Source organism: Amycolatopsis mongoliensis, assembly GCF_030285665.1.
Lineage (GTDB): Bacteria > Actinomycetota > Actinomycetes > Mycobacteriales > Pseudonocardiaceae > Amycolatopsis > Amycolatopsis mongoliensis.
Window position 1 is genome coordinate 1268348 of sequence record NZ_CP127295.1, and the last position, 12023, is coordinate 1280370.

General features: G+C 69.0%; 13 protein-coding genes and 1 pseudogene. 7 read left to right on the top strand and 7 right to left on the bottom strand.

Translation table 11 applies throughout. The features are described from left to right. The first annotated feature begins 49 nt into the window (after positions 1 to 49). Both QRX60_RS05835 and QRX60_RS05840 read left to right on the top strand, forming a co-directional pair. On the top strand, positions 50 to 700 hold the full coding sequence (locus QRX60_RS05835; RefSeq protein WP_285999769.1) for a metallophosphoesterase family protein: 651 nt from the start codon (positions 50 to 52) through the stop codon (positions 698 to 700). Continuing rightward, positions 697 to 1536 carry a chromosome partitioning protein ParB gene (locus QRX60_RS05840; RefSeq protein WP_285999770.1) on the top strand — a complete coding sequence of 280 codons (840 nt, stop codon included), beginning with the start codon at positions 697 to 699 and terminating at the stop codon, positions 1534 to 1536. Before QRX60_RS05835 ends, QRX60_RS05840 begins: the two co-directional genes overlap by 4 nt. Before the next feature lie 107 nt (positions 1537 to 1643). On the opposite strand, the gene QRX60_RS05845 is transcribed toward QRX60_RS05840, so the two are convergent. Further along, the gene (locus QRX60_RS05845) at positions 1644 to 3143 is read right to left on the bottom strand and encodes an MFS transporter (RefSeq protein WP_285999771.1); all 1500 of its coding nucleotides are present in this window, start codon (positions 3141 to 3143) and stop codon (positions 1644 to 1646) included. A 119-nt stretch (positions 3144 to 3262) separates the two neighbouring features. On the opposite strand from QRX60_RS05845, the gene QRX60_RS05850 reads away from it, so the two are divergent. From QRX60_RS05850 to QRX60_RS05860, 3 genes are all read left to right on the top strand, one after another. Further along, entirely contained in the window at positions 3263 to 3928 is a 666-nt protein-coding gene (locus QRX60_RS05850) for a TetR/AcrR family transcriptional regulator (RefSeq protein ID WP_285999772.1), read from the top strand. 86 nt (positions 3929 to 4014) lie between these two features. Next, the gene (locus QRX60_RS05855) at positions 4015 to 4851 is read left to right on the top strand and encodes a helix-turn-helix domain-containing protein (protein WP_285999773.1); all 837 of its coding nucleotides are present in this window, start codon (positions 4015 to 4017) and stop codon (positions 4849 to 4851) included. A gap of 9 nt (positions 4852 to 4860) precedes the next feature. Continuing rightward, complete coding sequence (locus QRX60_RS05860) at positions 4861 to 5043, top strand: DUF397 domain-containing protein (protein WP_408630210.1); 183 nt, start codon at positions 4861 to 4863, stop codon at positions 5041 to 5043. On the opposite strand, the gene QRX60_RS05865 is transcribed toward QRX60_RS05860, so the two are convergent. Continuing rightward, the gene (locus QRX60_RS05865; protein WP_285999774.1) at positions 5027 to 5221 is read right to left on the bottom strand and encodes a PspC domain-containing protein; all 195 of its coding nucleotides are present in this window, start codon (positions 5219 to 5221) and stop codon (positions 5027 to 5029) included. The two genes, QRX60_RS05860 and QRX60_RS05865, sit on opposite strands and share 17 nt — an antisense overlap. A 295-nt stretch (positions 5222 to 5516) precedes the next feature. Between QRX60_RS05865 and QRX60_RS05870 the strand changes: the two genes are divergently transcribed. Then, positions 5517 to 6389 (top strand): hypothetical protein, encoded by an 873-nt coding sequence (locus QRX60_RS05870; RefSeq protein WP_408630258.1) that lies wholly within the window; start codon positions 5517 to 5519, stop codon positions 6387 to 6389. Between the two features lie 38 nt (positions 6390 to 6427). After that, positions 6428 to 6839, top strand: a pseudogene (locus tag QRX60_RS05875) (dihydrofolate reductase family protein). A 62-nt stretch (positions 6840 to 6901) separates the two neighbouring features. Here QRX60_RS05875 and QRX60_RS05880 read toward each other — a convergent pair. The 5 genes from QRX60_RS05880 to QRX60_RS05900 form a co-directional block, all read right to left on the bottom strand. Continuing rightward, complete coding sequence (locus QRX60_RS05880) at positions 6902 to 8083, bottom strand: ABC transporter ATP-binding protein (protein WP_285999776.1); 1182 nt, start codon at positions 8081 to 8083, stop codon at positions 6902 to 6904. A 4-nt stretch (positions 8084 to 8087) separates the two neighbouring features. After that, positions 8088 to 8927 (bottom strand): carbohydrate ABC transporter permease, encoded by an 840-nt coding sequence (locus QRX60_RS05885; RefSeq protein ID WP_285999777.1) that lies wholly within the window; start codon positions 8925 to 8927, stop codon positions 8088 to 8090. Beyond that, positions 8927 to 9898 carry a carbohydrate ABC transporter permease gene (locus QRX60_RS05890; protein WP_285999778.1) on the bottom strand — a complete coding sequence of 324 codons (972 nt, stop codon included), beginning with the start codon at positions 9896 to 9898 and terminating at the stop codon, positions 8927 to 8929. Before QRX60_RS05890 ends, QRX60_RS05885 begins: the two co-directional genes overlap by 1 nt. Continuing rightward, complete coding sequence (locus QRX60_RS05895; RefSeq protein ID WP_285999779.1) at positions 9895 to 11217, bottom strand: ABC transporter substrate-binding protein; 1323 nt, start codon at positions 11215 to 11217, stop codon at positions 9895 to 9897. Before QRX60_RS05895 ends, QRX60_RS05890 begins: the two co-directional genes overlap by 4 nt. 256 nt (positions 11218 to 11473) lie before the next feature. After that, the gene (locus QRX60_RS05900; protein ID WP_285999780.1) at positions 11474 to 11998 is read right to left on the bottom strand and encodes a general stress protein; all 525 of its coding nucleotides are present in this window, start codon (positions 11996 to 11998) and stop codon (positions 11474 to 11476) included. Positions 11999 to 12023 lie beyond the last annotated feature (25 nt).

Genomic DNA, 12023 nt, shown 5'->3' on the forward strand with positions numbered 1-12023 from the left:
GGGTTCGCGCACGGCATGAAGTGACGCCCCGGCGTCGTACCCTGGGTCCATGCCGAAAGCGCTGGTCGTCTCCGACGAGGTCGACGAGCGGCTGTGGACCGAAGCGGTCCGCGGCTGCTCCGTCGACCTCGTCATCGGCGCCGGCGACCTCCCCTACGACTACCTCGCGTTCCTGAGCAGCGCGCTCGACGTGCCGTGCGTGTTCGTGCCCGGGAACCACGACCCGGACCTGAGCGGGTACACCCGCTACGGCGGGCTGTCCATGAAGGACGGTTTCCCCACGGTCTGGCCGGGCCCGGCGGGCGGCGTCAACGCCGACGGCCGGGTCGTCGACGTCGCCGGGCTCCGGTTCGCCGGCCTCGGCGGGTCGATCCGCTACAACGACGGGCCGAACCAGTGGACGCAGCGCCAGCAGGCGCGCCGGGCCCGTGGCCTGGTGCGGCGCGCCCGGTGGCGGCGCCGTCGTGACGGCCGCGGCGTCGACATCCTGCTGACGCACTCGCCGCCGCTGGACCTCGGCGACCGGGCCGACCCGCCGCACCGCGGGTTCGCCTGCCTGCACCGGACGATCGACGTGCTGCGGCCGAAGTGGTTGCTGCACGGGCACATCCACCCCCACGGCGAGCCGGTACCGGACCGGGTCGTCGGCGAAACCCGGATCCGCAACGTGGTGGGCCACCGGATCATGGAGTTCTCATGAAAGAGACGGGGTTCCCCCGCGCGGACGCGGAGAACGACTTCCTCCGCGCGCGCCGGGGCCAGGTGCTCTCGCGGCTTTCGACGTGGCTGCGCCGCGAGCCCGACGACGTCAACATCATGCTGCCGTTCCACGAGGTGGTGGAGGCGCTCGGCTACCTCGGCGAGAGCCGGATCGGCCTGCGGGTGATCAAGCTGGACTCGATCGTCGGCACGGTCGACCGCAGCCGCGACTTCGACCGCCGCTTCCGCCCGACGTCGGCACGGGTCCGCGAACGCTGGGAGCGGCTGGCCTTGGCGGCGCGGCGCGGCGAAGAGATCCCGCCGATCGAGGTGTACCGGGTGGGTGAGCTGCACTTCATCATCGACGGCCACCACCGCGTCTCGGTCGCGCTCGCGCAGGGACTGTCCACAATAGAGGCATTCGTGACGGTCGTCCGGACCAAACTGGACCCGAGCGGCATCCGCCACCGCGGCGACCTGATCGTCAAGGACTACCGGCGGTTGTTCCTGGAGCGGGTGCCGCTGACCGGGCACGCGCGGGCGTCGGTGATCGTCTCGGACCCGTGGGACTACGCGAAGCTGGGCGAACACGTGGAGGCGTGGGGCTTCCGGCTGATGCAGGACGAAGGCAAGTTCTGCGACCGGGCGAGCGTGGCGCAGCGGTGGTTCGACGAGGAGTTCGTGCCGGTGGTGGGGATGCTGCGGCAGGCCGGGATGATCGGCGACCGGACGGACGCCGAGGCCTACATGTGGGTGGCGGCGGAGCGGTACCGGCTGATCCGCACCCACCGCTGGGACGACGAGGTCATCGAGACGCTCCGCTCCCGCCGCCACTAGCGCCCCAATGTGGCGTTCGGTGCGTCAGACGCACCGAACGCCACATTGGGTGCGTCAGACGCAACCAACGCCACATTGGGGCGCTCGGGTCGAGCGCGGGCCGCGGGCTACATGTGGACGGCGCCGGGGGCGGCTTCACCCTTCGGGACGCCCGGGCGCAGCAGCAGGCCGCTGAGCACCGCACCCACCGCGAAGATCACCGCCGCCCAGGTGAACGCCGTCGTGTAGCTCTCGATCGCCGCCTCGGCCGCCAGCTGCGGCGTCGGGACCTTGCCCGCGAGGTAGGCCGTCGCCGCGTTGCCGGCCAGTGTCGACAGCAGCGCCGTGCCGATCGAGCCGCCGACCTGCTGCATCGTGTTGACCGCGGCCGACGCGACCCCCGCGTCGTGCGCCTCGACGCCGAACGTCGCGACGCTCATCGCCGGCGCCATCGCCAGGCCGATGCCGAAGCCCATCACCAGCAGCGGGCCGAGCACGCCGGACGCGTACGTGCTGTCGAGGCCGATGCCGCTCAGCCAGAACAGCCCGACGGCCGCGATCGCCATGCCCGTCGGCACCAGCGGACGCGGGCCGAACCGGGGCAGCAGCACGCTCGTCGCCGTCGTGGCGGCCAGCATCAGCGTCGCGACCATCGGCAGGAAGCCGACACCGCTCTCGATCGGCGTGAACTTCAGGTTCTGCTGCACGTAGAACGTCAGGAACAGGAAGATCGCGAACATGCCGATGGCGAGCAGGAACATCGCCAGGTACGAGCCGCCGCGGTTGCGGTCCAGCAGCACGCGCAGCGGGAGCAGCGGGTGCGAAACGCGCTGCTGCAGCCACACGAACACGCCCAGCAGCACGACGCCGGCCGCGAGGAAGCCCCACACCGAGACCGCCGACCACGAGTCCGACTCGGCGTTCGCGAAGCCGTAGACCAGCGCGAACAGGCCGGCCGACGCGGTGACGGTGCCCGGCAGGTCGAGCCGCGGGCGCGGGCCGCCGTCCCGCTGGTTGCGCAGCAGGATCGAGCTGCCCACGAACGCGACCACGGCGAAGATGATGTTCACGAACATGCACCAGCGCCAGTCGAGGTACTCGGTGAGCACGCCGCCGAGCAGCAGCCCGACCGCTGCGCCGCCACCGCCGATGGCGCCGAACACGCCGAACGCGCGACCGCGTTCCTTCGGGTCGGTGAACGTCGTGGTGAGCAGCGAAAGCGCGGCCGGCGCGAGCAGCGCGCCGAACACGCCCTGGGCCGCACGGGCGATCAGCAGCATTTCGATGTTGCTCGCCGCGCCGCCGAGCGCGGAGACCGCGGCGAAGCCGGCCAGGCCGACGAGCAGGGCGTTCTTGCGGCCGAAGAGGTCCGCGAGCCGCCCGCCGAGCAGCAGCAGGCTGCCGAACGCGAGCGCGTAAGCCGTGACGACCCACTGGCGGGCGTCGTTGGAAAAGCCCAGGTCGACCTGGGCGGACGGCAGCGCGATGTTCACGACGGTCGCGTCCAGCACGACCATCAGCTGCGCCAGGCCGATCATCACCAGGATCAGCCACCGTCTGGCGTGGTGGGGGTTCTCGGCGGCGCGCGCGTCCCCCGGCGGCGCGACGGCGAGAGTGGATTCGGACATGGGTGTCCCCTCACTGGGAGTGATCAGGAAGCTATGTGGAGTAGGTATCTCCCCTTACGCGACCCAAAGTACACAAGAACCGGAGAAGGCGCCTCTACTTGGTTGGTAGAGTGGGGTGCATGACACGGGACACTGGTCCCGCCGCACCGGCGCGGCCGCTGCGGCGCGACGCCGAACTCAACCGCCGCCGCATCCTCCAGTCGGCCCGGGAAGTCTTCGGCCGGAGAGGCCTCGAAGCCACGCTCGACGACATCGCCCACCACGCAGGCCTCGGCGTCGGCACGGTGTACCGCCGCTTCCCCAGCAAGGAACACCTGGTCGAGGCGATGTTCACCGAGCGGATGGACGAGATCGGCGACCTCGCCGAAGAAGCCCTGAAGGCCGACGACGCCTGGCAGGCCTTCGTCGACTTCACGTGGAAGTCGATCGAGCTGCACTCCGGGGACCGCGGGCTGCGCGAGATCATGCTGTCCAACAAGTTCGGCCACGAGCACGTCGCCGAAGCGAAGGCCCGCATGGTGCCGTTGATCACACAGCTCGTCGAGCGGGCCCAGGCGGCGGGCGGCCTGCGCGCCGACTTCTCCCCGACGGACACCCCGCTGCTGCACATGATGATCGGCTCGGTGATCGAGTTCACGTGCGAGGTGGAGCCGGACCTCTGGCGCCGCTGCCTCGCGATGCTGCTCGACGGGCTCCGCGCCGAGCCCGGCAAGCCGTCGAAGCTGCCCCGCCCGCCGCTCGGCGTGGACGAGGTCGACGAAGCGATGTCCTGCTGGCGCCCCTGATGGGGTGATCGGCGCGGGATCCCGGCGCCACCCTCCCGCCCGGACACTGCTGCCCGCGCGATCATGGCGACGGGGAGGTGCGCGGGTTGGCGTATTACAGCGTTCCGGCGATTCGGCGGCTGCAGCTGGGCCGGGAGCTGAAGGCCTGGCGGGCGAAGGCGGGCCTGACGCTGGAACAGGCCGGCGGTGACCTGGATATTTCGAAGAGCACGCTGTCGAGGCTGGAGAAGGGGCAGGGGGCGATCCACCCGCTGCACGCCCGCGCGATGGCGGAGCTGTACCGGGTGCCCGAGGACGAGCTGGCGGAACTGGTCGAGATCGCGCGGGAAGCGCGGCGGCCCAACCAGAATCGCATCGAGGGTGTGTCGGTCAACAGCCATCCGGCGCTGGAGGCCGAGGCGGTCTCGGTGCGGAACTTCGAGCTGGCGTACGTGCCGGGACTTCTCCAGACCGAGGAGTATGCGAACGCACTGTTCGCCGACCTGGGCACCCGCCAGCGCAACCACCAGCTCCATGTGCGGATGCGCCGCTGCGAACGGCTGCGCAGCGAGAACCAGGTTACGGTGCACGCGATCGTCGACGAGGGCGCACTGACACGACGGGTCGCGAAGCCCCACGTGCTAATCGCCCAGTTGCTTCACCTCGCGGAGGTTTCGGAGCTGCCGAACGTGACCTTCCAGATCGCGCCGGCACGCGCAGGTGCCTACGAAGGTCTGCGTGGCCCGTTCACCGTGCTGCGGTTTCCGCCGGACACCATCGGCGACCTCGGCTACGTGGATCACGCGGGTGGCAACCTGCAGTTGGTGAAGCCTTCGGCGGTCGCCGCTCTCGCGAAGAAGTTCGCCAGCCTCAGTAAGATGGCGCTCGGCGAGAACGAGTCACGCGATCTCGTTCTGCAGCTCGCCGATCTGCTGAGCGCATGAGGTGGACCCGTGATCGTGAACCAGTGGCGGAAGAGCAGCTACAGCGGCGGCGAAAACACCGCCTGCGTCGAAGTCGCCTTCGCCGCCCCCGCCGTGGCGGTGCGGGACTCGAAGGATCCCTCCGGCCCGCGCTTCGCCGTCGACGCCGCTGCCTGGCTGAGCTTCCTCGCCTCCGTCACTCGGACGGGATGATCGCCCACATGATCAGGTAGGCGACGAACTGCGGCCCGGGCAGCAGGCACGACAACACCGCCAGCACCCGCACCGTGCTGGTCTTCATGCCCCACCGCTGGGCGAGACCCGCGCACACGCCGCCGATCATGCGGCCGTTGCGGGGACGGGACAGCCGTCGGGTGACCGGTGCGCTCATCGTCTTTCCCTTTCCTCGTGCTTCGGAGAACTTCCGATATCTCCACTTCACCACCGGAGTACCCGCTTCCGCATCGCTCGCGGGAAGGATTGCTCCCTTAGGGGACGGTAAAAGCGAAAATCGTTCGGAAGGCCCGGGGAAACCCGGGAAACCGGCGCGAAAACCGGTGACCTGCGCGTTCTCCGGCCGGGGCGCGGAAAATACTGAGAGATGTCCCCGTCAGGGCTGGTTTTTCTCCTCGATGTGGTGATACTTGCACACCGTGTACCCGCGCCTGAAGTCCTTGGTCGTCGCGATGCTCTGCGCCCTGCTCGCCACCGGGTGCGCGAAGACGCAAGCCGCTCCCGAAACGACGTCCGGGCCCACGCCGCTGACCGCGTCCGCCGCGCTCGGGGACTTCGCGACCGTCGACTACTGCAGCCTGCTCGACGTGCCTGCCGTCGCGCCCGGGGCGGTCGCCACCCCGACGTTCGAGACCTGCCGGGCCGACCTCGGCGGGCGCACCATCCTCGTGGGGCCGCTGGCCTTCGACTCCGACCCGAACATCAAGCCCTACGCCTACCTCGGGCCGGTGCCCGACGGCGTCGCGGTCCAGCAGTCGATGTTCAACGACCGCACCGCGTGCACCCGCGCGATCACCTTCGCCGACGGCAACCGGCTCGAACTCTCGGTCACCGACTCCGGCGACGACCAGGCCGGCCGCTGCGGCGTCGCGGACGCGGTCGTCGGCTCGGTGCTGGACGCGGTCACGGCGAACAAGGTGCGGCGGCTGAAGTTCCCGGAGCGCTCGTGGGGCCTCGTGGCGCCGTGCGTGCTGCTCGACAACAACGACCTCGACGCCGTCGCGGGCGCCGGCACCCGGCCGGCGATCGGGCTGTCCGGGCACAGCTGCATCCGCGGCAAGGTGAGCTTCAAGCTGACGGTGGAGACGGACGAGGCGAAGGCGCCGGCCGGCCCGCCCGAGACGGTGGGCGGCCGCGAAGCCCGGGTGCGCGTCGCGGGCGCGTTCTGCCTGGTCGACACGACGCAGCCGGCAGCGGGCCTGCCGGGCCACCGCGAGCTGGCGGAGCTCAGCGTGGTGGAGACGGCGGGCACGGCCGGCGACGGCACGTGCGCCATGGCCCGGACGGCGGCGAACGCGATCCTCCCCCGGCTCCCGACGGCGTAGGCCCGCGGCGCGACCGGACTCACCGCACGGAGGAGCGTGTGACCGCCACCTACACCTTCGACGTCTTCTCCAGCCTCGACGGCTTCGGCAGCCACCACGGCTACTGGGGCAAGCAGGGACCCGCGCTGCTCGCGCACCGCCTCGCGCAGTACGCCGAGGACCAGCGCATGGGTCTTCGGCGCCGCCACCTTCCGGACGACCGCGGAGATGCTGGCCGCGAACACCGATGCGGTCGACCCGTGACCTGCCGGCGACGGTGGTGTCGACCACGCTGCGCGGCCCCTCGACTGGCCGGACGCGACCCTCGTGAGCGGGGACGCCGTGGACGTCGTCGCCCGGCTCAAGGAGGAGTCCGACGTGCCGTTGCGCTCGCACGGCAGCCTGTCGATCGACCGGGCGCTCGACGGCCACATCCAGGAGCTCGTCTACCGGCCCACCCGGCACCCCTGAAAACCGTGAATGGCACATCAAGGGACTTGAAGTCCCTCGATGTGCCATTCACGGACTTGCGGCTAGTCCTCGTAGGTGAGGTTCTTGCCGTTCGACGGGTCGAACAGCTTGATCTTGTCCGCGTCGTACCAGATCTCGAGGTCCGCGTTCTCCGCCGCGGACGACTCCGCCGACAACCGGGCGACGATCTGGGACTCCGAACCCGGGACGTCGGCCGAACCGCTGTCCGCGGCCAGCTCGGCGAGCTCGGCGGACGTCGCCGTCTCGCCTTCCAGCGTGAAGTGGGCGTACTTCTCCGAACCCATCGACTCGAGCACGTCGATGCGCGCGGTGAACGTGCCGCCGCCGGCCTTCTGCCCGGCTTCGACCAGCGCCGCGTCCTCGAAGTGCTCCGGCCGGATGCCGACCAGCACCTCACGCGGGGCTTCCGCCTTCTCGAGCAGCCGGCGGATCCGGTCGGTGAGCGGCGTCGTGCCCAGCGGGCTGTGCAGCTCGTTGTTCTCCAGCGTGGCCGGCACGAAGTTCATCGACGGCGAGCCGATGAACCCCGCGACGAACAGGTTCGCCGGGTTGTCGTAGAGGAACTGCGGCGAGCCGATCTGCTGCACGAAGCCGCCGCGCAGCACCACGACCCGGTCGCCGAGGGTCATGGCCTCGGTCTGGTCGTGCGTCACGTACAACGTCGTCGTGCCGAGCTGCTTCTGGATCTTCGACACCGACGTCCGCATCTGGCCGCGGAGCTTGGCGTCCAGGTTGGACAGTGGCTCGTCCATCAGGAACGCCTTCGGGTTCCGGACGATCGCCCGGCCCATCGCGACGCGCTGCCGCTGGCCACCGGAGAGGTTGGCCGGCTTGCGGTCCAGGTGCTGGGTCAGGTCGAGGATCGTCGCCGCCTCCTCGACCTTCGCCCGCACCGTCTTGTCGTCGACCTTGGCCAGCCGCAGCGGGAAGGCCATGTTCTCCCGCACGCTCATGTGCGGGTAGAGCGCGTAGGACTGGAACACCATCGCGATGTCCCGGTCCTTCGGGGCCTTCTCGTTGACGCGCTGCCCGTCGATGCGCAGCTCACCGGAGGTGATGTCCTCCAGCCCGGCCACCATGTTCAGCATGGTCGACTTCCCGCAGCCGGACGGGCCGACCAGGACGAGGAACTCGCCGTCCCCGATCGTCATGTCCACTTCGGACACCGCGAGCGCGCCGTCGGGGTACTTCTTCGACACCTTGTCGAGCACGATCTCTGCCATAGCGCTACCCCTTCACCGCACCGGAGGTCAGCCCCGCCACGATGCGACGCTGGAAGAACAACACGAACACAATGATCGGGATGGTGATCACGACCGCGGCCGCGCTCACCTGCCCGGTCGGGTCCTCGAACTGCGAGGACCCGGTGAAGAACGACAGCGCCGCCGGCACCGTCCGCGACGCCGTGGTCGAGGTCAGCGAGATGGCGAACAGGAAGTCGTTCCAGCAGAAGATGAACACCAGGATCGCGGTGGTGAACACCCCCGGCGCGGCCAGCGGCGCGATCACCTTCCGGAACGCCTGGGCCGGCGTCGCGCCGTCCATCTTGGCCGCCTTCTCCAGTTCCCACGGGATTTCCCGGAAGAACGCCGACAGCGTGTAGATCGACAGCGGCAGCGCGAACGTGATGTAGGGCAGGATCAGCCCCGGCCAGGTGTCGAACAGGTGCAGGTTCCGCTCGATGTTGAACAGCGGCGTCACCAGCGACACCTGCGGGAACATCGCGATCAGCAGCGAGAGCCCGACCAGCAGCTGCTTGCCGGGGAACTCCAGCCGCGCGATCGCGTACGCGGCCATCGTGCCCAGCACCACCGCGATCAGCGTCGAGATGATCGCGATGCCGATCGAGTTGACCAGCGCCAGCAGGAACTCCGACGTCTGGAAGATGTCCGCGTAGTTCTGCCAGGTCCACGACTGCGGGATGAAGTACCCGTCGGTCAGCGTGTCCTTGGTCTTGAACGACAGCGAGACCACCCAGAGCACCGGCACCAGCGCGAACACCAGCACGAGGATGTCGACCAGGCCCCACCTGACTTTGCGGCCCGTCGTGACGGTTCCCATCACCATCAGCGCTTACCCCCGTCGTCCGAGCCCGGTGCGGCCGTGCCGAACACCTTGATGAAGATGAAGGCGATGATCGCCACGGTGATGAAGATCAGCACCGCCATCGTCGACCCGATCCCGAGGTTCAGCCCCTTGACCAGGTTGTCGTAGGTCTGCATGGACACCGAGCCGGTGTCCTGCGCGCCGCCCGTGAGGACGTAGATGTTGTCGAAGATCCGGAACGCGTCGAGCGTGCGGAACAGCAGCGCCACCAGGATCGCCGGCTTCATCACCGGCAGCATCACCTTCGTGAACCGCTGCCACGCGCTCGCGCCGTCCATCGCCGCGGCCTTGAGCAGGTCGTCCGGCACCAGCGCGAGGCCGGCCATCAGCAGGAGCGCCATGAACGGCGTGGTCTTCCACACCTCGGCGCCGATGATGATGAACATCGACGGCCACTGGTCGGTCAGCGGCGCCGCGTCCGCGGCCAGCCAGTTCGCCAGGTAGCCGGTCTTCGGCGTCCACGCGTAGTACCACGAGAACGCCGCGACGACCGTGACGATGCCGTACGGGATCAGGGCGACCGTGCGGACCAGGCCGCGCCCGACGAGCGTCCGGTGCATGATCAGCGCCAGCGCCATGCCGAGCACGAACTCGATCGCCACCGACACCACGGTCAGGAACATCGTGGTGCCGAACGCCGTCCACCAGTACGAGTTGGAGAGCACGGCCCCGTAGTTGTCGAAGCCGACGAACTCCTGCTGCGCGGGGAACCTCAGGTCGTACCGCTGCAGCGACAGCCAGATCGAGTAGACGATCGGGTAGCCGGTGACCGCGATCATCACGACGAACGCGGGTGCGCACAGCCACAGCCCGAGCTTCCGCTCGGCCTTCTTCCCCTCGGAAAGGGCGGGTTTGCCCTTCTTGTGGGACGTCGCCCCTTCGGCGACGGTGGCCCCGGCGGTGTCGGCCGGGGTCGAGTCCTGGACGGTCACGGGATCACTCCCTTCGACTGGAGCGCGTCGTTGAGCTGCTCGCGCAGCTTGTCCGCGGTGGCCTTCGGGTCGATGTCACCCGGCGGGGAAAGAACCTTCGACATCACCGTCGACATGTTCTGGTACGCCGGGGTCAGCGGCCGCACCGCCGAGTCCTTGATGGCGTCGATGATCGAGTCGCGCATCGGGTACTTGAGCGCCATGTTCGGGTTGTCGGCGCTCGCCGGCTTCGACGGGTCGAGCGGCGTGTCGTTGTGGTACACCGATTCGATGGTCGGCGGCACGCCGTCGTTGATCGCCGAGAACTTCTGGTTCTCCGCGTTGCGCAGGCACAGCGCCGCTTCGAACGCCTCGGGCTTGTGCTGCGACAGCGAGCTGACGGCGAGGTCGTACCCGCCGATCGTGGTCTTGGCCGGCGTGCCGGCCTGCGCCTCGGGGTAGACGGCCCACTTGAAGTGCGAGACGTCCTGCGGCTTTTCCTTGGCGTAGGAGGCGTAGACGAACGGCCAGTTGAGCTCGAACGCGGCGTCACCGCGCTGGAACGTCTGCCGGACGTCGTCCTCCTTCGAGTTGGTCAGCGACGGGTCGGTGATGCCCGACGAAGCGATCTGCTTCAGCAGTGCCAGCGCCTTCACCGCACCGTCGTCCAGCACCACGGACTTGCCGTCGTCGGACAGGATGTGCCCGCCCATCGACCCCACGAGCGTGTTGTAGAAGACGACGAGGCCTTCGTACTGCGCGCCGGTGAAGACGATGCTGTACGGCTTGCCCTGCGCCTTCAGCTCCTTCGACTTGGCGATCATCTCGTCCCACGTCTTCGGTGGCGTGGGCGTGATCCGGTCGTCGTACCAGAGCAGCTGGACGTTGGTGTTCTTCGTGGCCGCGTAGAGCTTCCCGTCGTAGGTCGCCGTTTCCAGGGGCCCCTGCAGGACGCCCTCGGTCGCCGCGGCCTTGTTCTGGTCCTTCCACTCCTCGACCCAGCCGGCTTCGGCGAACTCCGAAACCCAGGTCACGTCGAGGCCGAGGACGTCCATCGCGTCGTCCCCCGCGGCGAGCCGCCGGGCCATCTGCAGACGCTGGTCGTCCGCGCCGCGCTGGAGCTTGTTGTAGACGATTTCGTACTTGCCGTCCGCCGCCTTGTTGCAGTTGTCGACGACTTTCTGGAAGCTGTCTTCGGGCGCGTAGTAGACGTTGATCTTGAGCCCGCCACCCGATCCGCAACCGGCGAGCATGCCGGTCACCAATGCCCCTGCCCCCAGCAGGACCGCGGTACGGCCGGGCGATCGCCCCCGTTTGCCCGCGCCGATCCTCTTCCCCATAAGGCCTCCTCACCCGCGTGCACGCCGGATACCGCGGTGACCGGTGGGCACCACAGCGCGATGAGGCGAAACCGCGCCAGCACCCCGACGTGCTAGTGCTCGGGCGGCCACGCTGGTAAGGCGGGGCCGCCTGACTGGTGTCGGACAACTTATGCCGGGCGATCACACCCCGCAAGCAGTATCGGTAACGATTCAGCCCACTGCAGACTGAACTGTGATTTTCCCCTGGTATTGGCGGTGTTTTCCAGGGTTTCTTTCAGATGTTGGCGGACGGGGGCTTGAGCGCCAGCTTGGCGAGCAGCTCCCGGCCCTGCTCGGCCGAGCGCGGCTGGCACAGGACGTCGTAGCGGCCGGCGACCAGCTGGCTCGCCGAGGAGAAGTCCCGGCGCCCGCGCGACATGCTGTACCCGATGGCGGCGAACATCAGCCCGGAGAGGACGCCCAGTACGAGCCCGGTGAGCAGCTGCAACGCGAAGCCCTGGTTGACGAACAGCCCGAGCAGCAGCCCGGCGAACAGGCCGAACCACGCCCCCGAGACGGCGCCGGTGCCGAGCACGCGGCCCCAGCTGAGCTTCCCGATGACGCGTTCGACGAGCATCAGGTCCACGCCGACGATCGTGACGTCGCTGACGGAGAACTCGCTCTCCGCCAGGAAGTCGACGGCCTGCTGCGCCTCGCCGTAGGTCGCGTACGACCCGATCGGCCAGCCGGTCGGCGGGGTCGGCAGCCGAGGCAGGTTGCCGGGCGCCCGGTTCCCGCCGAAGGGACTACTCACCATCATCACCTGCGCACTCGTGGGTCTGGGC